The organism is Chryseobacterium sp. JV558 (genome assembly GCF_033712365.1).
In the GTDB taxonomy this organism is placed as follows: Bacteria; Bacteroidota; Bacteroidia; order Flavobacteriales; family Weeksellaceae; genus Chryseobacterium.
Window position 1 is genome coordinate 705,372 of sequence record NZ_WJHU01000002.1, and the last position, 20,977, is coordinate 726,348.

Consider the following 20,977-nt stretch of genomic DNA (forward strand, 5'->3'; position numbering starts at 1 on the left):
TATGCTTTCAATGAGTTAATCATTAATAATGAAGCTAGATTCAATTAAATGTATTAGTTTCAATATGAGATTCACAAGTTGGGATGTATTTTCCTTTTTTTGAAAATATTGATGAAAAAAATGTAATTAAAAATCTTTAAAAACTTATGAAAAAATTTTTATTAACAGCAATTATGCTTGTTGGCCTTTCGGCCCTTTCTAAGGCTCAGCAGGGGCGAGTGGGGATTAACACAACCACACCTGCCGCGACGCTAGACGTAGTAGCTAATACTACGGACAACGCTAGACCTGATGCCTTATTAGTCCCTCGTATGACAAGAGCTCAATTATTAGCTAAAGATGCGGCTTATACTGCAGCTCAGAATGGAGCGCTTGCTTTCGTTACGACGATTGACGGTACAGCAACTCCTAAAACAACAAACGTTACAGCAGTAGGGTTCTACTACTATGATGGCCAGACTACCAATACTTGGATTACTGTAGGTGGTGGCGGTGGTGCTGTAGCAGCTCCTTCTGTAAGAATCTCTACAAATGGATCAGATTTATCTGCTGCAGACTTAAATGGTTATGTATTTATTGATACAGCAGGTTCAGTAAACTTGGCAACTATTCCTGTAAGTGCTGCTACTAAAGGTAAAACAGTTACTATCGTAAGGATAGGATCTTCCAATGTTAGTATAACCGGAATGAATGCAAGTTCTGTTAATTCTATTACTGTTCAAGGTAGAGGTATTGCTTTTGTTTATGATGGTACTGCATGGCAGTCTTACTCTGTAAACTAATCTTAATTTTACACACATTTAGTTATGAATAAAAAAGTTTTATTAGCTTTTGCCTCTGTAGTGGCAATGCTTCAATATACGAATGCGCAGGTTAGAACAAATGGTTTTGCCAGCGGAAATATACAAGGACAAGGTGCTTTCCTTGATGCATCAGGAAGTACTGGAGGTTTTACAGATAGTGCTAGTGATGGGAAAGGACTTGTTTTTCCAAGAACAAACCTGACAGCTTTCACATTTGCAACTCCTGTTACAGATGAAGATAACTTCCCAACAGCTTATGATGGTATGATTGTTTATAATAGCGGAACTGGAACAACAGTTTCTGGTATTGCTACAAGTGTTACTCCAGGATATTATTATTTCTCTAATCCAACTGGTGGAACAGCAAATGGTTTTGCAACTTCTACTGGTAGATGGGTTTCACTTTCAACTTCACCTAAAGTAACTGTCGGAACAGCAGAAACAACAACAAATACATTAATTAATATCAGCCCGGGAGTTGATAAGCAGCTTTATGCTATCAAAGGAACTTTCACTGCAAGTGGTACTTCTACGGCAGTTAATATCCCAGCTCCTACAGGAATGACTACTATGTATGGTATTACAATCTATAAAGCAGGTACAAACACTGTTTATGATAGAAGTTTATATTCTTTTAATCCAGTTGCAACTCCAGGAAATGCTATTACAGGATCTCCTAGTATGTCTGTAGTGTATCCTAACGGTACCTATGATTATGTATTAGAATATTTAAAATAAGACATTTATTTAATTACATATAAAACCAATGAGAAATCATTGGTTTTTTCTTTTTAAGAGATTTACGTTCATTTCTTTTTTCGGGTAACAGGTCGTCACTTATTCATTTTTTGAATGGCTTAAAGCTGATATTTGTTGAATAACGGAGCAGTCTATAAATTTTAACAAAATAAATAGGTGTTAAAAAATGGTTCAGACATCTTGTTTTATAGAAGCAGATGTCTTCTGTCAGAAAGTTTTTCAGGAATCATGTTCTTAAGACTTTAATTTTTTTAAGATTGATTTTCGGATTTTGATTTAACTTTATGGATTTTGTAATTTGTTGATTATCAGTAGTGTTTAGATTGCGAAAATTTAAATTATGCATGCATTAGTTAATTATGTTAACTTTTTAGATATTTTTTTAACACTTTTTAACACTATGACTTAAGAGCCCTGTCCATAGGCGGTTACAACGGTATTTAACATTTGTTTAATCTTTTGTTAACTGTTTTTAACATATCGAATAGTGTTTTCTAAAGATTCCTGATACTTTTGTCCCGTCAAAACCAATAAAAGTTCAAGATGATGAAAAGATTCATTCTCGTAATCATAATGATGATTTCAACCTTAGGTGTTTATTCTTTTACGAGTAATGCCTTAGATGCGAAAAAAACAAGTTATGCATCGTACTACCACGATAAATTTAACGGTAGAAAAACTGCTAGCGGAGAAGTCTTTGATAACTCAAAGTTTACTGCAGCAAACAGAACGCTTCCATTTGGAACAAACGTTAAGGTGACTAACCTTAAAAATGGTAAAGAGGTAATAGTGAGAATTAATGATAGAGGGCCTTACCATTCATCAAGATCTTTAGACATGTCTAAAGCTGCGTTCGATGAGATTGGAGATATCAGTCATGGTACAATTCCGGTCGAATATGAAATTGTCGATTAGTTTTATGATTTAAATTACAAAAAGCCAGCTGAATCAGCTGGCTTTTTGTATGCATCTAGATCTTGTTGATTATACATCCAATTCCAATAAAGCAGGACAATGGTCAGAATGTACAGCTTCCTTTAAAATAACAGCCCTGGAGAGCTTATCCTTTAAACTGTAAGAGGTGAAGTTATAATCAAGCCTCCAGCCTTTATTTCTTTCTCTGGAATTTTGCCTGTAGCTCCACCATGTATAATTGTCCGGATCATTATTAAAAAATCTGAAACTGTCTATCAGTTCACATTCATTCATGAAATTGGTCATCCATTCTCTTTCCATAGGAAGAAACCCTGAAACATTCTTTAAACCAATTGGATTGTGAATATCAATCGCTTGATGACAGATATTAAAATCACCAGATATAATCAGGTTGGGAATTTCTTTCTTTAAATTTTTGATATACTCCAGAAAGTCATGACAAAACTGCATTTTGAAATCCAGTCTCTCAATATTGGAAGCAGAAGGAACGTACACAGAAATCGCGGAATATCCGTCAAAATCTGCACGGATGATTCTCCCTTCATTATCATAGCTTTCAATGCCGCAGCCATATTCCACATGATTGGGTTTGATTTTTGAGGCAATTCCAACCCCGCTGTAGCCTTTTCTTACCGCTGAATGCCAATAACTGTGATAACCTAATTTTTCAAGGCTTTCGATGTCTATCTGATCGTTTCCGGCTTTACTCTCCTGAATACAGATGATATCCGGATCAGCAGTCTTTAGCCAGCCCAGAAAATCTTTTGTAAAAGCGGCTCTGATTCCATTGACGTTGTATGTGATTAATCTCATTAGTCTTCTATAAAAAGTTTAAAATTTTCATTGTATTTCGAAGGGATAAATTCTGTAATATCATAGTCTGCTACCTGATGGATATAAAAAGGATCTTCAGAGATAATCTGTTCAATTTCATTTTTAGACTCTGCAGTGGCTATGATGAGACCTCCCGTTCTGGGTTCTTTCCTTCCTGAAGCAATAAACTTCCCGGATTCATAATGTTTATCAAGGAAAATATTGTGCTGGGGAATAAGCCGTTCTATATTTTCAATAGAACTCTTATAGGTAAGCGAAATAATAAACATGATTTATTTTTTACGAAGATATGAACTATAAAAAAGAAGCGGAAAAAATCGAATGATTTTTTCCGCTTTAAACCCAAAATTAAATAAACTATGAAAAAAACTACTTGGGTTCTAAAATACTGAAAGGAATAATACACTCTTCCAGTGAAATTCCTCCATGTTGGTAGGTTTCTTTATAGTAATTAACAAAATGATTGTAATTTTTAGGATAAGCCAGGAAAATATTGTTTTTAGCAAAAATATATTTCGAACTTAAGTTTCCTTTTGGAAGGAAAAGTTTTTCCGGATTGGTAATTGCCCATACATCACTGTCATCATACGTTAAACTTTTACCTGTTTTATATCTGATATTAGTAGAAGTTTCTCTGTCTCCCACCACTTTACTTGGCTTTTTCACATATACCGTTCCATGGTCTGTGGTGATAACCAGTTTATAGCCGTTTTCTGCTGCTGCTTTTACGATCTTCAGCAAAGAAGAGTTTTCGAACCAGTTGAAAGTAAGAGAACGGAAAGTCTTATCATCACGGATCAGCTGATCTACGATGTGGTTGTCTGTTTTTGCGTGAGAAAGAATATCAATGAAGTTGTATACAATTACAAGCAGATCATTGTTTTTATGCTGGTTGAAATCATCATAGATTTTTCTTTCAAAATCGGCATTCAGTACTTTAAGATACTTCATAGATTTTGATCCTAAACCAATCCTTTTCATTTGATCTTCCAGGAAGTCACGTTCAAATTCATTTTTGTTTCCTTCTTCATTATCGTTAAACCATTTATCAGGGAAACGTTTCTCGATCTCAGAAGGCATTAATCCAGCAAAGAAAGAGTTTCTCGCATACTGTGTAGCGGTAGGAAGGATACTATAGTAATAATCTTCCGATATCTTATTGTAATATTTTGTAAATAAAGGTTCAATTACTTTCCATTGGTCAAAACGAAGGTTGTCTACCATCAGTAAAAGAACTTTTTCTTTTTCTACCTCAGGTTTTACTTTTTCCTTGAAAAGCGTGTGACTCATTAGAGGCTTGTCTGAATCAATAAGCCAATCCGCATAATTTTTTTCAATAAACTTGGCAAACTGAATATTGGCTTCTTCTTTCTGAGACTGCAGAAGGTCGGCAAATTCATTGTCTGCTACCTTATCAAATTTGATTTCCCAGCTAAGAATCTTTTTATAATATTCTGCCCATTCCTGATAGGTTCTCAGGTATGAAAGTTCCATAGAAAGGTTTCTGAATTCCTGCTGGTACTGTAAAATCGTTTTTTGCTCAACAAGATTATCTTCCTGAAGGTTTTTCTTTAGGGAAAGTAATATCTGGTTAGGATTTACAGGCTTTAATATATAATCGGCAATCTGTGATCCGATGGCCTCTTCCATAATGTGTTCTTCTTCACTTTTGGTAACCATTACAATCTTTAAGGAATTATCTTTTTCCTTAATCATAGGAATGGCTTCCAGTCCGGAGATACCCGGCATATTTTCATCAATTAACGTTAAAGCAAATTTCTCTGAATCCATAAGTTCCAAAGCCTCATTTACATTATTAACGGGGGTTACCTGGTAGCCCTTTTTTTCTAAAAATACGATATGAGGTTTAAGTAAATCTATTTCATCATCGATCCATAATATCTTTTCTGACATAATTTATTTTTTACATGGTTATTCTATCAAAATGTTGACCAAATCCTTTTAAAATCTCACAAAATAGAAAGATTAAAAGTTAAATATTAGTTAAATGAAAATACCGTTTGATATTTCACTATTTTGTTTCATTCAATCAGTGGTTTTTATATATTCCAGAGCCTTTTCCAGGACTTCGTCTTTTCCGTTTTTAAGCCCTTCTACACTTGGTCTCACGAGAATATCCGGAATGATACCAATTCTCTGTGTTTCCCGTCCGTCAGGATAATAAGCTCCAAGTCCTGTAAACTGAGTATCAAGATCGGCTATTTTAAACATAATGACATCTCCGTTGGCTCCTGAAGTATTACTCCCTATAATTCTGGCTTTTGGATGCTGCTTAAACATCATTGTTGTGGTCTCTGCCTGGCTTTGGGTACTTTCATCTACTAAAACGATTACATTTCCTTTATAGTATTCAGGATTCTTACGGCCTGTCATATTTTTTCTGCTGTAAAATTTACCGGGATAATAAGGAGAAGGAAAAGTAAACTGATAATAAACGGAAGGTTCGGGGAGCAAAAGATAGCTTAAAGGGATAATCGTTTGCTTGGGATAATTTCTAAGATCAAAGATAATAGATTTTGAAGATTTTAAACTGTTGTACATTTCATCCAGATTTTCCTTTTCTATAATCCCCATATTGACATACCCGATTTTCTTTTCCTTATCCATAAATTTCCATTTTCGGGGAGCTTTACTTTTTTCGTGAATAATATCTTTGGCAAAATACGTTTTGATTTTGATTTCCATATTTTGTCCTTCTCTTTCAATTTTTACAGAAATAGAATCGCTGTTGCTGAAGAGAAGTTTGCTTTTTGCCTTGTTGAATTTACCCCATGAATTGGAGGCGGGAATATATTTTCCAAAATTGTTGACTATTTGTGGAATTGTTTTTCCTTCAATGTCATAAATAACATCTCCTTCGTGTAAAGGACTTTTATCCCGCGATCTTGTGGTATTGATTTTTGTAATCACGAGTTTTCCTTCGGCATAAGAATACTCTGCAGGAACTTTCCGGTTTCCATATAAAGTAAGTTGTATTTCTTTTGATGAAAGATAGGCGTGGGAATCATCTGTTTTGGTAACCAGTTCTGCCAATGTTAAATGATAATTTTCATCACGATCAACCATAAGGAATTTGGGAATCATTTCCGTAAGAACATCATTCCAGTTCTGATCCGTTTCATATTTATAAGGGAAAAAATACTCTACATAATTCCAGTATCTGAATAGTTCCAATAAACTGATTTTTTTTGAAGTAAATTTTGAACCATAAGATTTTTCGTTTCTGAAATATATTTTTCTTCCGCCTTTTCCAAAATAATGGTTGTCACCAAGATTGCGGTTGTTTTCAATATAATGAAGCTTTTGAGAAAGGTCTCTGGAGAAAATTTGATGATTATCTATCCAGCTCAGATCAAAATTTTTAAGAAAATACACTTTATCATCCTTTACTGAGCATTCTTTACAGGGTGTAACTTCTCCGAGACTTTTGATCCAGTCAGAATAGAAGTCATTCAACGTTTCTTTATCATTAATAGATTCAATTTCGTCAATCTTCTGAAATAACTGTTTATCCCAGTTCAGGTTTCCTTTTGCTACATGAGGATGATAATATTTTAAAAATCCCCAAACTCTGCAGAGGGATTCCAGTTTTTGTGTTTCAGTTATAAGTTGTGCGGAAAAATTTAAACTTAAAAGTAATAAAAAGAAAAGAGAATACTTTCTCATTAAGGGTTGGCGTGTTTTCTCTCAAAGATAGTCCTTTACTACAAGAACAGCAAAAGGTTTCCCCAAAAAGATAGAATTAAAATTAAAAATGAATCGGAGAGATTTTTAACGGTATTAAGTAGCTGTTGTTTGTGAAAAACATGAATGTTATCAGTTTTTAAACCACCTGTTTTAATGGTAATTTAATAAAAGTCTAAATTTAAAAATGCCTAACTTTGTTTACTAATATTGACGTTTCAATGCAGAATAAGCTAAAAATCATCAACGATCCTGTTCATGGATTTATCAAAATTCCTCACGAAATTTTATTTGATATCATTGAGCATCCTTACTTTCAGAGATTAAGAAGAATCGGGCAGACCGGACTTTTGAATCTGATATTTCCGGGAGCTACTCATACAAGATTTCATCATGCCCTGGGAGCAATGCATCTGATGTTTACCGCATTGGAGACATTGAAGCAGAAAGGGGTGAAAATTTCTGAAGAAGAGGAAAAAGGAGCAATGCTGGCTATTCTGATGCATGATATTGGTCATGGTCCGTTTTCTCATGCGCTGGAAAGTATGCTGATGGATGACTGGCATCATGAAAATCTTTCTTTGCTCTTGATGAATAAGCTGAATGAGGAATTTGAGGGTCAGTTATCAATGGCTATTGAGATGTTTCAGGGGAAATATCATAGAAAATTTTTCAACCAATTGATCTCTTCCCAGCTGGATGTGGATCGTTTGGATTATCTGAAAAGAGATAGTTTTTTTACCGGTGTATCTGAGGGGAATATTAATACCCAGAGAATTATTTCCATGATGAATGTCTGTGAAGAAGGTGAACTGGTGATTGATGCGAAAGGAATTTATTCTATTGAAAATTTTCTGACGGCCAGAATGTTTATGTACTGGCAGGTTTATTATCATAAAACTTCAGCGTTAGCAGAGTTTCTTTTGGTTAAAATCCTTGAAAGAGCAAAATATCTGATTTCCCAAGGTACAGAGCTTCCTGCAACGGATAATCTTAAATATTTTTTATACCGTGAAAAGAGTGCTGCAACAGATGAAGATGTGGAGAGATTTACGAGTCTTGATGACAATGATGTGATTCAGGCGATGAAAGAATGGCAGAACTTGGATGACTTTGTGTTATCATATTGGTGTAAATGTGTAATTCAGAGAAATTTACCTAAAACAATTATTTCATCACATCCATTTGCGCAGGAAATAATTGATGAAAAAGTAAAAAATACCAATGAATTTTTCAAAATCAATAATGGAAAAGAATTGGTTCATGAAATAAAAAGAAAACTTTTACCCTATCATGCGGAGAAGCAGCCAATCTATTTATTGCATAAAAATGGTAAAAGAACAAGGCTTCATGAGTCGGAAGATCAACTTTTATCAGGGTTAATTGTAAATAAGACTACCCGCTATATCCTTATGTTTCCAAGAGATATCTCCAGGCTAGACTCTTAAATAATATTAAAATTTACGATCTGAAACCAAAAAATGTTTGCAAATTCTAGAATTTCTTATCTTTGCAGAATATGGAATTTACAGCTTCGCAAATTGCAAGTTTTATTGACGGAAAAATAATAGGTGATGAGAATGCACTTATTAACGGGGTTTCACCAATTGAAAATGGGGAATCAGGACATCTTTCTTTTATAGCACAAGATAGATTTTCTCATTTCTTGGATACCTCACGATGCTCTGTTATCATCATTTCGGAAAATCTTCTGGAGAAAAATAATTATAACCCTACCTTAATCGTTGTAAAAGATGCCTATCTTTCTTTTCAGATCCTGATGAATTTATATCAGGAAATGCAGGGAAGAAAAGAAGGCATAGAGAATGGTTCTTCCATTCATGATACAGCGGTAATAGGAGATAAAGCATATATCGGAGCATTTACTTATGTTTCTGAGAAAGCTAAAATCGGGGAAGGCTCACAGATCTATCCACATGTATATATAGGAAAAGGAGTGAAAATTGGTAAAAACTGTAAAATAGACAGCGGCGCCAGAATTTATGACTATTGTATCATTGGAGATAACTGTGTAATTCATTCCAATACGGTAATTGGGGGTGACGGTTTTGGTTTTCAGCCAACAGCCGAAGGTTTCAAAAAAATACCACAGCTTGGAAATGTAATTATTGAAGACGATGTTGAAATTGGCTCAAACTGCAGTATTGACAGAGCAACAATAGGCTCTACAATTATAGGAAAAGGAACCAAAATTGATAACCTGATTCAGATTGCTCACAATGTGAAAATAGGACAGAACAATGTAATTGCAGCACAGGCCGGAATTGCAGGTTCTACTACTATTGGTGACTGGAATCAGATTGGAGGACAGGTAGGTGTTGTAGGACATATCAAAATAGGAAATCAGGTGAAAATTCAGGCTCAGAGTGGTGTGAATTCCAGCGTTAATGATAGAGAAACATTGTATGGCTCACCAGCCATCAGTTATAATGACTATTTGAGAAGTTATGTTCACTTCAGGAATCTGCCTGGAATAGTAAATAGAATAAATAATCTTGAGAATAACTCAAAAGATAATACTAATGAGTGATATGCAAAAAACACTTCAGCAAGAGGTAACTCTTTCTGGAATTGGCCTTCATACAGGTAGAGAAGTAAAACTTACCATTAAACCTGCTAAAGAAAATACAGGTTTTGTATTTGTAAGAACAGACTTGGAGGGACATCCTCAGGTAGAAGCAGATGTAAATTATGTTGTAGCAACAGAAAGAGGAACTACATTAGAAAAATTAGGGGTAAAAATTACCACTTGCGAACACCTTTTGGCAGCTCTTGTGGGTTGTGATATTGATAACGCAGTTTTAGAAATGGATGCCTCTGAACCACCTATTCTGGATGGATCTTCAAAATACTTTGTTGAAGCTATCGAAAGCGTTGGTGTAGCAGAACAAGGTGTGGCAAGAGAATATCTTGTTGTAAAAGAAGTGCTTACCTATAGTGACCCGGCAACTGGCTCGGAAATCACAATCATCCCTTCAGATACTTACGAAGTAACAACAATGGTAGATTTTGGGACTAAAGTATTAGGTACTCAGAATGCCACTCTTAAAAATATTTCAGAATTTAAAGACGAAATCTCATCAGCAAGAACATTCAGTTTCCTGCATGAGTTGGAAATGCTTTTAGATCACGGTTTGATCAAAGGTGGAGATATTTCCAATGCTATTGTATATGTAGATAAAGATCTTACTCCTGAAACTACAGAAAAACTAAAGAAAGCCTTTGGAAAAGACAATGTGTCTATCAGACCAAACGGTATTCTTGACAATCTTAATTTAAATTATCCTAACGAAGCTGCAAGACACAAATTATTAGATGTAATTGGTGACCTGGCTTTAGCAGGAGTGAAAATAAAAGGTAAAGTTATTGCCAACAAACCGGGACACTATGTGAATACTCAGTTTGCGAAAAAATTAAATCGTCAGTGGAAATTGCAGAAAAAGAAAAACGTTCCAGATTTTGATCTGACAAAAGAACCCGTATTTGATATCAACGGAATTATGAAGCTTATGCCTCACAGACCTCCGTTCTTATTGATTGATAAAGTACTTGAACTTTCAGACTCTCACGTAGTAGGTTTGAAAAATGTGACAATGAACGAGCCATTCTTCGTTGGACACTTCCCTAAAGAACCTGTAATGCCTGGAGTACTTCAGGTAGAAGCATTAGCGCAGACAGGAGGTATCCTGGTACTGGCCAGCGTTCCGGATCCGGAAAACTATTCTACTTATTTCATCAAAATTGATAAGGTGAAATTTAAAAGAAAAGTAATTCCTGGAGATACTCTGATATTCAAAATTGAATTGATAGAGCCTATCAGAAGAGGAATTGTTCATATGCAGGGATATGGATACGTAGGAGATACAGTAGCAGTAGAAGCAGAGCTTATGGCTCAAGTTGCAAAAAATAAAGTTGATTAAATGATTCATCAATTAGCAGCCGTAGATAAACGTGCGAAAATCAGCAAAAATGTAATCGTAGAACCATTTACTACAATTGCAGGGGACGTAGAAATTGGAGAAGGAACATGGATTGGTCCTAACGTTACCATTATGGAAGGTGCAAGAATCGGAAAAGATTGTAAAATCTTTCCCGGAACTGTAATCTCTGCGATCCCTCAGGACTTGAAGTTCGATGGAGAGGATACACAAACAATTATTGGAGATCATACTACTTTAAGAGAATGTGTAACGATCAATAGAGGAACCAAAGCTCTAGGATATACAAAAGTAGGAAGCCACTGCCTGATCATGGCAACTTCACACGTTGCTCATGACTGTATTATAGGAGATAATGTGATTATTGCAAATGGTTGCGGTATTGCGGGACATGTTGAAATTGGTGACTTTACCGTAATGGGAGGTTTATCAGCTGTTCAGCAGTTCGGTAAAATTGGAAAACATACCATGATTTCCGGAGGATCTTTAATTAGAAAAGATATTCCACCTTATGTGAAAGTAGCGAGAGATCCAATTTCTTATGCAGGGATCAATTCTGTTGGATTAAGAAGAAGAGGTTTTTCTAACGAGAAAATCTTTGAAATTCAAAAGATCTACAGAGCTATTTTCCAGATGAAGATGAATGTTTCTCAAGCATTGGCATATATTGAAAAAGAAATGCTTCCAACGGCTGAAAGAGATGAAATTCTACAGTTTATTCAAAACTCACCTAGAGGTATCGTAAAAGGATATGGTACCGGAAAGGATAGAGATTAATTTAACTTAAATACTATCAGACAATGAAAGGTTTAATTGTACTTATTGCACTTTCTGCAACATCTTTTTTGTTTGCTCAGCAAACAGAAAAGTCTGAAACAGGAAAAAAAGAAAAGCCTTTTACTATAGAAAGAAAAATTTCCGAAGAGTCTAATGATAGTATTGCTAAGAATAACTTAAATGGTATTCTGAAACAGAAAAGTATCGGAAGTTCAATATTAGGAACAACTGATCAGTATAAATCTGATATTCAGATGAATGTAATCAGGTTGAATAACAACGTGAATACATTCAATAATAATACATTTAATAGAATGATGCCTCAAGGACAAGGTATCGAAATTAAAAAAAGAAAATAAATATTTATATAATTAATGGCAACAAGTAACGATATCAGAAAAGGTCTTTGCATCGAATTTAGCAACGATATTTTTAAAGTAATCGAGTTTCTTCACGTAAAACCAGGGAAAGGTCCTGCATTTGTAAGAACAAAACTAAAATCTGTGACAAACGGAAAAGTATTAGATAATACATTCTCTGCTGGCCACAAAATTGATGAAGTAAAAGTAATCACTAGAAAGTTCCAGTATCTTTACGATGACGAGAACGGTTTCCACTTCATGAATAACGATGATTTTTCTCAGTTATATTTAAATAAAGAAATGATTGAAAACTCAAACCTGATGAAAGCAGGTGAAGAAGTAACAATTATTTTGAAAGAAATTGACGAAACTCCACTTTCTGCTGAACTTCCACAGTCAGTATATCTGGATGTGATTGAAGCTGATCCGGGTGTAAAAGGAAACACTGCAACCAACGCTCTTAAAAACGCAATCGTTGAAACAGGAGCAAGAGTAATGGTTCCTTTGTTCATTGAGCCGGGAGACAAAATTAAAGTAAGCACTGAAGACGGTAGCTACTTAGAAAGAGTGAAATAATAAATAAAATTTACATAAATTCGGTTTGCATTAGCACTCCGAATTTTGTTTTATAAGAAAATCTATTGTTATGAGATTCCATTCTCCGCAAAAGCTTAAAACAATTGCAGATTTAATAGGCTCAGCATTTGTTGGCCCTGAAGACTTTGAAGTATTGGGTACGAACGAAATTCATATGGTAAAGCCAGGGGATATCGTTTTTGTAAACCACCCCAAATATTATGACAAAGCTTTAAACTCTGCCGCTACTATTATTTTAATTGATAAAGAAGTAGAGTGCCCGGAAGGCAAAGCGCTTTTAGTTTCTGATGATCCTTTCAGAGACTTTAATAAAATCAATACTCATTTTACCAGAATATATAATTTCACAGAAGTACTTCATGATGTGGAAATAGGAGAGGGTACGAAGATTCACTCTTCCGCAGTGATTGGTAACAATGTGAAAATTGGAAAAAATACCCTTATCTTTCCTAATGTAGTGATTGGTGACCGTACGGAAATTGGTGATAATGTCATTATTCAGTCCAATACTGTTTTGGGAGGTGATGCGTTTTATTACAGAAAATTAAATGGAAACTTTGACCGTCTTATTTCTGTAGGAAATGTGATCATCGAAAACAATGTGGAGATCGGAAATGGCTGCACGATTGACAGAGGTGTTACAGATTCTACCATCATTGGTGAAGGTTCTGTTTTGGATAATCAGATTCAGATCGGACATGATACCGTTATCGGAAAAAAATGTCTGATTGCTTCTCAGGTAGGAATTGCAGGATGTTGTATCATTGGAGATGAGGTGACGTTATGGGGGCAGGTAGGCATCGCTTCCGGCAATAAAATTGAAGCAGGATCTGTACTTTTGGGAAAAACAGGAGTGAACAGAGATTTGGAAAAAGGAACCTATATTGGGATGTTTGCAGAAGATTTCAAGACTTATCTGAAAAAAGAAGTAAAGCTGAGAAATCTCAAATAAACTATTCCAAAGGTTTTATCCAAAATCAAAGAAATTTAAGTAAATTTGTGAGCATTAATAAAATAATAAATAAATTAAAACAACAATAAAATGTCAATTTTAGTAAACAAAGATTCTAAAGTAATTGTACAAGGATTTACAGGGAACGAAGGAACTTTCCACGCTGGTCAGATGATTGAATACGGAACAAATGTAGTAGGTGGTGTTACTCCAGGAAAAGGAGGTAGCGAGCACTTAGGAAAACCGGTATTTAATACAGTGGCTGATGCTGTTGAAAAAGCAGGAGCAAATGTAAGTATCATTTTCGTACCACCGGCATTTGCAGCAGATGCTATCATGGAAGCTGCTGAAGCAGGTATCAAAGTGATTGTATGTATTACTGAAGGTATTCCTGTAGCTGATATGGTAAAAGTAAAATCTTATATTGCTGACAGAGACTGCAGATTAATTGGACCAAACTGCCCTGGAATCATTACTTCTGAAGAAGCTAAAATTGGTATTATGCCAGGTTTCGTTTTCAAAAAAGGTAAAGTAGGTATCGTTTCAAAATCAGGTACCCTTACTTACGAAGCTGCTGACCAGGTTGTAAGAGCAGGTTACGGTATTTCTACGGCTATCGGTATCGGTGGTGACCCAATTATCGGAACAACTACAAGAGAAGCATTAGAATTATTCATCAACGATCCTGAAACTGAAGCTGTTGTAATGATTGGTGAAATTGGTGGTGGTCTTGAAGCTGAAGCTGCAAGATGGTACAAAGCAAGTGGTTCTACGAAACCAGTTGTAGGATTCATCGCTGGACAAACTGCTCCAAAAGGAAGAACTATGGGACACGCAGGTGCTATCGTAGGTGGTGATGAAGATACTGCTCAGGCTAAAATGGAAATCATGAGAGAAAACGGTATCAACGTTGTAGACTCTCCTGCTGACATTGGCGCTACTGTAGCAAAAATTCTAGGATAACATAAAACCACATCATATGAAAAAACTTTTATTAGCCTCAGCTTTGACGCTTTCTGCATTATCTTTTGCACAGGTGCAATGGAATAATACAAGATTCGGTCTTACAGCAGGTTTAAACTACTCAAGAGTAGCAAATGCCCACAATCCCTCTGGCCCAAGATATACCTTCCAAGGTGGAGCTTTGGCTTTGATCCCCGTAGGGAAGGCAAACCAATTCTTTATACAACCTGAAGTCCTGTACTATGGTGCTGGAGAAACCGGGAAAGATAAAGATGCTAAAGGTAAAGATGGTTACGATGCAGTATATGCCAATAACTATCTGAGTGTACCACTTTATTTCAAAGGATACTTTTCTGAAGCTGAATCAGAATTCTTTGGAATGATTGGGCCTAGATTTAACTTCTTGGTAAGTCAGGACGTAAAGAATCCTCCTGTAGGAAGACCTTACTATGATCCGGACGTTACTGATCCTACACAACCGGCAGGAGTAAACGGAAAAGCAAAAAGCTTTAACTGGGGACTTGGACTAGGCGTAGGGTATAGCTATAAGAGACAACTCGAAGTAGCTTTGAAATATGATTTAGGACTTTCTGATACTTACCCTGGTCTTGTAAAAGAAAAAGGAGGTAGTGATAAGAAAAAATCAGAACAGGTAATTGCACTTACTTTAAGCTATATATTCAAATAGAATATCTCAGAATATATAAAATCCCGGAAAACTTAGTTTTCCGGGATTTTTTTATTATAAAATTGTAAAAAGGCTGATGGGTAATATTTACTTCTTAGTCCTTTCGCTTATTTATCCTTTTATCCACTTCCAAAGCTCTTTTAGAGTAGCTTTATTGCCATACATCAAAATACCTACACGATAGATTTTTCCGGCCAGGAAGATCATGAAAATAGTGGTTGTCAGTAATAATCCAATGGACAATGCAATCTGCCAGGCAGGAACTCCAAATGGAATTCTCGCAATCATAGCAACCGGTGAAGTAAACGGAATGATTGACAGCCAAAAGCCTAGTGGTCCGTCAGGATTGTTCATCAGAGTGAAGCTTCCATACATTCCCAATGTTAAAGGTAAAATTGCAAATAAAGTAAATTGCTGTGTCTCTGTTTCGTTATCTACTGCAGAACCAATTGCTGCATAAATAGAACTGTAAAAAATATATCCTAAAAGGAAGAAAACAATGAATACAAAAATAATCAGTGGGAAATTCAGTTCCAGCAAACTGTGCGAGATCTGAGTAGCCAGCTGTCCCACATCCAGTTTACTTGCAATCTCGTCATTTCCACCCGGAATACCCTTCTGAAGAGGTGAGAAACCAGTATTTAAGACCAGTGCTCCTATGATAGACATGGTGATCCAGATCAGAAACTGTGTCAGTGCAACCATCGTTACCCCCAGGATCTTACCCATCATCAGCTCAAAAGGTTTTACAGAAGAAATAATAATTTCTACAACACGGTTGTTCTTTTCCTCAAGTACACTTCGCATTACCCTTACCCCATAAATAATGATAAACATAAAGGTAACATACATCAGGATCATACTCAGTCCGGATTTCACTCCAAAAGCCAGATCGGAATCCTCTTTATTATTATCCGTAACATTAATGGTCTTTAATGCGAAGCTTTTATCAAGATCAATTAGCTGAGTCTCCTGAATACCCAATTGTTTGATTTTTTCTTTTTTAACAACATTGCTGATGTCAGAAACAATTTTCTGCTTGGTGTCAAATCCTATTTTACTGTTGATCACAAGTCTTGCCTCTTTTTCAAGCGCATCGAAATTCTGATCTTTCAATTCCGGAAGAATCAAAATACCATCCAGAGATTCATTTCCTTTTAAATTGTTGATCTTGGATTTTTCATCTGCGGCAGAAACAAAAACGTAATTTAATTTATCATTAGATTTAAGCTGATTCATAAACAATCCGCTCTTATCAACCACTTCTATAATACTGTGTGACTCATTTGCCTTGAACATTAAGCCAACCACCGCTCCAAAAGCAATGATCATTATGGGCGCCAGCAGTGTTAATATGATGAAGGATTTTTTCTTAACCTGTGTAAGAAATTCTCTCTTGGTAATTAAAAAAATATTATTCATAAAATTAAGGATGGTTACTTACAGCATTAATGAACACTTCATTCATACTAGGAATTCTTTCGTCAAACGATCTCACTTTACCCACTTGTACAAGATCAAGAAGAACATTATTCTGACTCTCTTCATTTTTCAGATCAAAAGAAACAAGATTATTTTCGTTTGATACATTGAAGATGTCATACTTATTCTTAAAATTGTCAAACTGGTCGTTACTGACTTCAGAAAGTGTAACTCCAAAAATATTTTTCTTGAATTTTTCCCTTACGTCAAAAACCCTTCCGTCAATAATTTTTTTAGAATTGTTGATCAGAGCAACATAATCACACATCTCTTCTACACTTTCCATTCTGTGGGTAGAAAGAATGATGGTTGTTCCGTTATTCTTAAGATCAATGATCTGATCTTTGATTAAGTTGGCATTTACGGGATCAAAACCTGAAAAAGGTTCATCAAGAATTAAAAGATGTGGTCTGTGGAGAACGGTTACTACAAATTGGATCTTCTGTGCCATTCCTTTAGAAAGTTCAGACAGCTTTTTCTTCCACCATTGGTCGATGTTCAGTTTTTCAAACCATTTTTTGGCTTCATTCAGAGCATCGCTTTTACTCATCCCTTTCAGTTCCCCGAAATATAGGATTTGATCACCAACACTCATGTTTTTGTACAATCCTCTTTCTTCGGGCATATAGCCGATGTCTTTAATATGATCTGGATTCAGTTTTTGCCCGTTGATGAAGATATCTCCGGAGTCTGCCTGAGTAATTTGATTAATGATACGGATAAAAGAAGTTTTTCCGGCTCCGTTGGGTCCTAAAAGGCCATAAATACTGCCTTTTGGAACATGGATGCTGAAATCATCCAGGGCGACCTTTTTTCCGGCATTGTAGGTCTTTTTAATATGTTCAGCTTTTAGCATTAAATTGTTCTTTTTACAATTAGTATAAGAAAGTCCCGAAAGTTACGGAAATATTAAAACAGAATTAATGTAAAAGAAAAAATCCTGATGATTATCAGGATTTTAATTTATTGTTTCACGATTTGAGTAACTTTCTGCGTGTTGTCGCTTAAAATATATCGGATCATATACTTTCCGGGTTTCAATTTTTCAATATTAATCTCACCGGAATTCATATTCACTGTATAGTTAGCGACCTGCATACCCAAAATAGAATAAAAAGTCACACTTTTGATTCTTAAAGAAGAATCTTTTGCCTTAATGATAAGGAAATCCTTTGCAGGATTTGGATAAGCAAGCAACACCCCATCATCCGCTTTCTGAGTGATGGAACCCGGCTCTCTAAGCTGAGCTTTTAAATTGTTGGAAAATCCAACAAAAGTGCCTACAAATAGAAATAAAAGTAAAAGTTTTTTCATCAAATTTATAATTTCTCGAATATATGTAACAAATGTAATAAATTCTATAATTTCATACAATAGTTTTTTGTAGAACTTATATTAAATTTGTAGAAACTTATTCAAAAAGTATTCCAAAATGATACATTCAAGAAATAGAAGACTTAGAGTTAATGAATCTATCAGAAGTTTGGTAAGAGAAAATGTGCTTACAACTGATGATTTTGTAATGCCGATCTTCGTAATGGAGGGCGAAAACAAGGAGGAGGCAATCCCATCTATGCCGGGTATTTTTAGGCGGAGTATAGATTTAACGGTGAAAGAATGTAAGGAATTATTTTCTTTAGGAGTAAAAGCTGTCAATTTGTACATGAAAGTGTCCGAACACCTAAAAGACAATACAGGAAAAGAAGCATGGAACAAGGACGGATTGATGCAGCGTACAATCAAAGCAATCAAAGATGCCGTTCCGGGAATGATTGTTATGCCTGATGTAGCACTGGATCCCTATTCAATTTACGGACACGACGGAATCATTGAAAACGGAAAAGTTATCAATGATGCTACCAATGATGCCCTGGCAAGAATGTCAGTATCCCATGCAGAAGCAGGAGCAGATCTTGTGGCGCCAAGTGATATGATGGATGGTAGAGTACAGGTAATTCGTGAAGCATTGGAACAAAGCGGTTTTACAGACGTAGGAATTGTAAGCTATGCTGCCAAATATGCAAGTTCTTTCTATGGACCTTTCAGAAGTGCTTTAGACAGTGCTCCAAAAGATGACATGGAAATTCCGAAAGATAAAAAAACATATCAGATGGATTTCCACAACACCCGTGAAGCACTGAATGAAGTATTTAAAGATATTGACGAAGGAGCGGATGTTATTATGATCAAACCGGGACTTCCGTATCTGGATATTGTTTCCAAAGTACGTGAAACTATTGATCTTCCGATTGCAGTATACAATGTAAGTGGAGAATATGCCATGGTAAAAGCGGCTGCTCAGAACGGCTGGCTGGATAATGACAAAACGATCATTGAAAGTTTAACTTGTTTCAAAAGAGCAGGAGCGGACATGATTTTTACTTATTTTGCAAAAGAAGCGGCTATCCTTTTGAATAAATAAACGGTTAAGATAGCAACGTTAATGTTAAGTTAATGGGCTGATTTGAAAACTTCCGCGTAAATAAAAAATATACTTTTGAGTAAAGCTAATTTCGAGAAACGAAAATAATTAAAACATCAAAAGAATTTATTTATGAGAAATCTAAAAAAGATTGAAAGAAATCAATTGAAGGAAATCAAAGGTGGAGAAGTGATTATTGATAATCCAAGCTGCGGGACATGGTGTAAAGGAATCTGGCATCCATGTACAATTAATCATTTAGCTTGCCCGCCGGATTAATCATTTCAATATAAAAATAAACAGGCTGTTCAGATAAGAACAGCCTGTTTATTTTAAATAACTTGATGATTTAATATTGTTATAACCAACCTTTTTTCCCGTACACATAAGTGTCGTCAAACTGTTTGTCACTCATAAAAAGATATAAAATACCTTCAATAAAAGGGATCACAGAAGCTGCTCCTAAAGTAACAATATTTAGGATTAACTGGATAACGCCTTCTTTTGTATAGCCCAGATAAAACTTATTTAAAGCCAGCCAGCCCACAAGAATTCCCAATAAAGCCGCAGGAAGTTTCTTTTCCGAACGGTATGGGACGTTGCTTTGCTGGTTTTGTCCATTTTCTGTTTTGGTGTAACCGTAATTTTCCATTTCTTAATGATTATAATTGATTGTGATGTTTTACGATAAGTAGTTAAAAATAGTGAAAAGTTACAATGATTTGGAAGTGAACAAGTTTACATTTAAATCAACAAGTTGATATTAACATAGAAGTGAAGTTTATATTTTTGATATATTTGTCCTATGATTTTACGAGGAGAAAACTTAATCAAGGAATATGGTCCTAAAAAAGTTGTAAAAGGCGTTTCTGTACAGGTTCAACAGGGAGAAATTGTTGGTTTGCTAGGTCCGAACGGAGCAGGAAAAACCACATCGTTTTATATGATCGTAGGGTTGGTTAAGCCCACTTCAGGAAAAATTTTCCTGGATAAACAGGAGATTACTACAGATGCAATGTACCGCAGAGCCCAAAAGGGAATCGGATATCTTGCTCAGGAAGCTTCGGTTTTCAGAAAACTTTCTGTAGAAGAAAATATTATGGGTGTATTGCAGCTGACCAAGCTTTCAAAACGTGAGCAACAGATGAAATGCGATGAACTGGTGGAAGAATTTTCTTTACAGCATGTCCGTAAAAACAGAGGAGATCTTCTTTCCGGAGGAGAGAGACGTAGAACCGAAATCGCACGTTGTCTTGCTACAAGCCCGAACTTTATTCTTTTGGATGAACCTTTCGCAGGGGTAGACCCCATTGCTGTTGAAGATATTCAGAAAATCGTAAGAAGCCTCGTCGATAAAAATATCGGAATTCTGATTACCGACCATAACGTACAGCAGACATTGGCAATTACCAACAAAACCTATATCATGTTTGAAGGAAAGATCCTGAAAGAAGGACTTCCGGAAGACCTTGCCAATGATCCGCAGGTAAGAGAAGCCTATCTTGGTGAAAACTTCGTGTATCAGAGTATTTTGGATAAACCTAAAAAGAAAAAATACGCCTACAACATATGGGCAGGAAACTTTGATTCAAAAGGGCAGCTGCAGGGATTTGTCAGTGAAAATTTTAGTCAGTTTGATGATTTGAGACGGATGTACGGTTTTGAAGATATTAGTTTTGCTTCACTAGGAAACCCTGAAATTAAGCATATCTTTGATGAAGTTATAGATAAGAATGCC

22 protein-coding genes and 1 pseudogene are annotated in these 20,977 nt (G+C 35.6%); 15 read left to right on the plus strand and 8 right to left on the minus strand.

Translation table 11 applies throughout. The annotated features are described in order from the left end of the window. The first annotated feature begins 146 nt into the window (after positions 1–146). The 3 genes from GFU89_RS09000 to GFU89_RS09010 all read left to right on the plus strand — a co-directional run bounded on the left by GFU89_RS09000 (position 147) and on the right by GFU89_RS09010 (position 2,477). A complete protein-coding gene (locus GFU89_RS09000; protein WP_318846810.1) occupies positions 147–782 on the plus strand; it encodes a hypothetical protein in 636 nt (211 codons plus the stop codon). Positions 783–806: 24 nt separating this feature from the next. Continuing rightward, positions 807–1,541 carry a hypothetical protein gene (locus GFU89_RS09005; RefSeq protein WP_318846811.1) on the plus strand — a complete coding sequence of 245 codons (735 nt, stop codon included), beginning with the start codon at positions 807–809 and terminating at the stop codon, positions 1,539–1,541. Positions 1,542–2,105: 564 nt separating this feature from the next. Then, entirely contained in the window at positions 2,106–2,477 is a 372-nt protein-coding gene (locus GFU89_RS09010; RefSeq protein WP_318846812.1) for a septal ring lytic transglycosylase RlpA family protein, read from the plus strand. A 69-nt stretch (positions 2,478–2,546) separates the two neighbouring features. On the opposite strand, the gene GFU89_RS09015 is transcribed toward GFU89_RS09010, so the two are convergent. From GFU89_RS09015 to GFU89_RS09030, 4 genes are all read right to left on the minus strand, one after another. Beyond that, positions 2,547–3,311, minus strand: a complete 765-nt coding sequence (locus GFU89_RS09015; protein WP_318846813.1) for an exodeoxyribonuclease III — start codon at positions 3,309–3,311, stop codon at positions 2,547–2,549. Next, positions 3,311–3,601, minus strand: a complete 291-nt coding sequence (locus GFU89_RS09020; protein ID WP_318846814.1) for a YciI family protein — start codon at positions 3,599–3,601, stop codon at positions 3,311–3,313. Before GFU89_RS09020 ends, GFU89_RS09015 begins: the two co-directional genes overlap by 1 nt. A 100-nt stretch (positions 3,602–3,701) precedes the next feature. Next, positions 3,702–5,246 carry a bifunctional response regulator/alkaline phosphatase family protein gene (locus GFU89_RS09025; protein ID WP_318846815.1) on the minus strand — a complete coding sequence of 515 codons (1,545 nt, stop codon included), beginning with the start codon at positions 5,244–5,246 and terminating at the stop codon, positions 3,702–3,704. A 132-nt stretch (positions 5,247–5,378) separates the two neighbouring features. Further along, a complete protein-coding gene (locus tag GFU89_RS09030) occupies positions 5,379–7,019 on the minus strand; it encodes a S41 family peptidase (protein WP_318846816.1) in 1,641 nt (546 codons plus the stop codon). Between the two features lie 239 nt (positions 7,020–7,258). Here GFU89_RS09030 and GFU89_RS09035 point away from each other — a divergent pair, with 239 nt between their 5' ends. The 9 genes from GFU89_RS09035 to GFU89_RS09075 all read left to right on the plus strand — a co-directional run bounded on the left by GFU89_RS09035 (position 7,259) and on the right by GFU89_RS09075 (position 15,335). Then, entirely contained in the window at positions 7,259–8,485 is a 1,227-nt protein-coding gene (locus tag GFU89_RS09035; RefSeq protein ID WP_318847164.1) for an HD domain-containing protein, read from the plus strand. Between the two features lie 71 nt (positions 8,486–8,556). Beyond that, the gene (lpxD, locus tag GFU89_RS09040; protein WP_318846817.1) at positions 8,557–9,588 is read left to right on the plus strand and encodes a UDP-3-O-(3-hydroxymyristoyl)glucosamine N-acyltransferase; all 1,032 of its coding nucleotides are present in this window, start codon (positions 8,557–8,559) and stop codon (positions 9,586–9,588) included. Next, the gene (locus GFU89_RS09045; RefSeq protein ID WP_318846818.1) at positions 9,581–10,978 is read left to right on the plus strand and encodes a bifunctional UDP-3-O-[3-hydroxymyristoyl] N-acetylglucosamine deacetylase/3-hydroxyacyl-ACP dehydratase; all 1,398 of its coding nucleotides are present in this window, start codon (positions 9,581–9,583) and stop codon (positions 10,976–10,978) included. Before lpxD ends, GFU89_RS09045 begins: the two co-directional genes overlap by 8 nt. After that, positions 10,979–11,773, plus strand: a complete 795-nt coding sequence (lpxA, locus tag GFU89_RS09050; RefSeq protein WP_318846819.1) for an acyl-ACP--UDP-N-acetylglucosamine O-acyltransferase — start codon at positions 10,979–10,981, stop codon at positions 11,771–11,773. Between the two features lie 23 nt (positions 11,774–11,796). Next, the gene (locus GFU89_RS09055) at positions 11,797–12,132 is read left to right on the plus strand and encodes a hypothetical protein (protein ID WP_318846820.1); all 336 of its coding nucleotides are present in this window, start codon (positions 11,797–11,799) and stop codon (positions 12,130–12,132) included. Between the two features lie 15 nt (positions 12,133–12,147). Continuing rightward, a complete protein-coding gene (gene efp, locus GFU89_RS09060) occupies positions 12,148–12,711 on the plus strand; it encodes an elongation factor P (protein WP_318846821.1) in 564 nt (187 codons plus the stop codon). 70 nt (positions 12,712–12,781) lie between these two features. Then, on the plus strand, positions 12,782–13,684 hold the full coding sequence (locus GFU89_RS09065; RefSeq protein WP_318846822.1) for an LpxD N-terminal domain-containing protein: 903 nt from the start codon (positions 12,782–12,784) through the stop codon (positions 13,682–13,684). A gap of 90 nt (positions 13,685–13,774) precedes the next feature. Then, positions 13,775–14,647 carry a succinate--CoA ligase subunit alpha gene (gene sucD, locus GFU89_RS09070; protein WP_077419253.1) on the plus strand — a complete coding sequence of 291 codons (873 nt, stop codon included), beginning with the start codon at positions 13,775–13,777 and terminating at the stop codon, positions 14,645–14,647. Between the two features lie 16 nt (positions 14,648–14,663). Continuing rightward, positions 14,664–15,335, plus strand: a complete 672-nt coding sequence (locus tag GFU89_RS09075) for a porin family protein (protein WP_318846823.1) — start codon at positions 14,664–14,666, stop codon at positions 15,333–15,335. A gap of 111 nt (positions 15,336–15,446) precedes the next feature. On the opposite strand, the gene GFU89_RS09080 is transcribed toward GFU89_RS09075, so the two are convergent. From GFU89_RS09080 to GFU89_RS09090, 3 genes are all read right to left on the minus strand, one after another. Further along, positions 15,447–16,757: an ABC transporter permease gene (locus GFU89_RS09080; protein WP_318846824.1), complete on the minus strand. Its 1,311-nt coding sequence runs from the start codon at positions 16,755–16,757 to the stop codon at positions 15,447–15,449. A 4-nt stretch (positions 16,758–16,761) separates the two neighbouring features. Further along, the gene (locus GFU89_RS09085) at positions 16,762–17,673 is read right to left on the minus strand and encodes an ATP-binding cassette domain-containing protein (protein ID WP_318846825.1); all 912 of its coding nucleotides are present in this window, start codon (positions 17,671–17,673) and stop codon (positions 16,762–16,764) included. 107 nt (positions 17,674–17,780) lie between these two features. Further along, positions 17,781–18,131 (minus strand): T9SS type A sorting domain-containing protein, encoded by a 351-nt coding sequence (locus tag GFU89_RS09090; RefSeq protein WP_103231678.1) that lies wholly within the window; start codon positions 18,129–18,131, stop codon positions 17,781–17,783. A 118-nt stretch (positions 18,132–18,249) separates the two neighbouring features. On the opposite strand from GFU89_RS09090, the gene hemB reads away from it, so the two are divergent. Then, positions 18,250–19,239, plus strand: a complete 990-nt coding sequence (hemB, locus tag GFU89_RS09095; protein ID WP_318846826.1) for a porphobilinogen synthase — start codon at positions 18,250–18,252, stop codon at positions 19,237–19,239. Between the two features lie 132 nt (positions 19,240–19,371). After that, complete coding sequence (locus GFU89_RS09100; RefSeq protein WP_318846827.1) at positions 19,372–19,518, plus strand: bacteriocin-like protein; 147 nt, start codon at positions 19,372–19,374, stop codon at positions 19,516–19,518. A 79-nt stretch (positions 19,519–19,597) separates the two neighbouring features. Here the strand turns inward: GFU89_RS09100 and GFU89_RS09105 are convergent, their stop codons facing one another. After that, positions 19,598–19,891, minus strand: coding sequence for a TM2 domain-containing protein (locus GFU89_RS09105; protein ID WP_318846828.1), 294 nt, complete (start codon positions 19,889–19,891; stop codon positions 19,598–19,600). 153 nt (positions 19,892–20,044) lie between these two features. On the opposite strand from GFU89_RS09105, the pseudogene lptB reads away from it, so the two are divergent. Beyond that, positions 20,045–20,770 (plus strand): annotated as a pseudogene (gene lptB / locus GFU89_RS09110) (LPS export ABC transporter ATP-binding protein); the annotation flags it as partial. Positions 20,771–20,977 lie beyond the last annotated feature (207 nt).

Coding starts and splice junctions, on each gene's coding strand:
- GFU89_RS09000 (WP_318846810.1), top strand. CDS start 147: ATGAAAAAATTTTTATTAACAGCAATTATGCTTGTTGGCCTTTCGGCC.
- GFU89_RS09010 (WP_318846812.1), top strand. CDS start 2,106: ATGATGAAAAGATTCATTCTCGTAATCATAATGATGATTTCAACCTTA.
- GFU89_RS09005 (WP_318846811.1), top strand. CDS start 807: ATGAATAAAAAAGTTTTATTAGCTTTTGCCTCTGTAGTGGCAATGCTT.
- GFU89_RS09025 (WP_318846815.1), bottom strand. CDS start 5,246: ATGTCAGAAAAGATATTATGGATCGATGATGAAATAGATTTACTTAAA.
- GFU89_RS09035 (WP_318847164.1), top strand. CDS start 7,259: ATGCAGAATAAGCTAAAAATCATCAACGATCCTGTTCATGGATTTATC.
- GFU89_RS09085 (WP_318846825.1), bottom strand. CDS start 17,673: ATGCTAAAAGCTGAACATATTAAAAAGACCTACAATGCCGGAAAAAAG.
- GFU89_RS09030 (WP_318846816.1), bottom strand. CDS start 7,019: ATGAGAAAGTATTCTCTTTTCTTTTTATTACTTTTAAGTTTAAATTTT.
- GFU89_RS09015 (WP_318846813.1), bottom strand. CDS start 3,311: ATGAGATTAATCACATACAACGTCAATGGAATCAGAGCCGCTTTTACA.
- lpxA (WP_318846819.1), top strand. CDS start 10,979: ATGATTCATCAATTAGCAGCCGTAGATAAACGTGCGAAAATCAGCAAA.
- lpxD (WP_318846817.1), top strand. CDS start 8,557: ATGGAATTTACAGCTTCGCAAATTGCAAGTTTTATTGACGGAAAAATA.
- GFU89_RS09105 (WP_318846828.1), bottom strand. CDS start 19,891: ATGGAAAATTACGGTTACACCAAAACAGAAAATGGACAAAACCAGCAA.
- GFU89_RS09045 (WP_318846818.1), top strand. CDS start 9,581: ATGAGTGATATGCAAAAAACACTTCAGCAAGAGGTAACTCTTTCTGGA.
- GFU89_RS09020 (WP_318846814.1), bottom strand. CDS start 3,601: ATGTTTATTATTTCGCTTACCTATAAGAGTTCTATTGAAAATATAGAA.
- efp (WP_318846821.1), top strand. CDS start 12,148: ATGGCAACAAGTAACGATATCAGAAAAGGTCTTTGCATCGAATTTAGC.
- GFU89_RS09055 (WP_318846820.1), top strand. CDS start 11,797: ATGAAAGGTTTAATTGTACTTATTGCACTTTCTGCAACATCTTTTTTG.
- hemB (WP_318846826.1), top strand. CDS start 18,250: ATGATACATTCAAGAAATAGAAGACTTAGAGTTAATGAATCTATCAGA.
- GFU89_RS09080 (WP_318846824.1), bottom strand. CDS start 16,757: ATGAATAATATTTTTTTAATTACCAAGAGAGAATTTCTTACACAGGTT.
- GFU89_RS09065 (WP_318846822.1), top strand. CDS start 12,782: ATGAGATTCCATTCTCCGCAAAAGCTTAAAACAATTGCAGATTTAATA.
- GFU89_RS09090 (WP_103231678.1), bottom strand. CDS start 18,131: ATGAAAAAACTTTTACTTTTATTTCTATTTGTAGGCACTTTTGTTGGA.
- GFU89_RS09075 (WP_318846823.1), top strand. CDS start 14,664: ATGAAAAAACTTTTATTAGCCTCAGCTTTGACGCTTTCTGCATTATCT.
- GFU89_RS09100 (WP_318846827.1), top strand. CDS start 19,372: ATGAGAAATCTAAAAAAGATTGAAAGAAATCAATTGAAGGAAATCAAA.
- sucD (WP_077419253.1), top strand. CDS start 13,775: ATGTCAATTTTAGTAAACAAAGATTCTAAAGTAATTGTACAAGGATTT.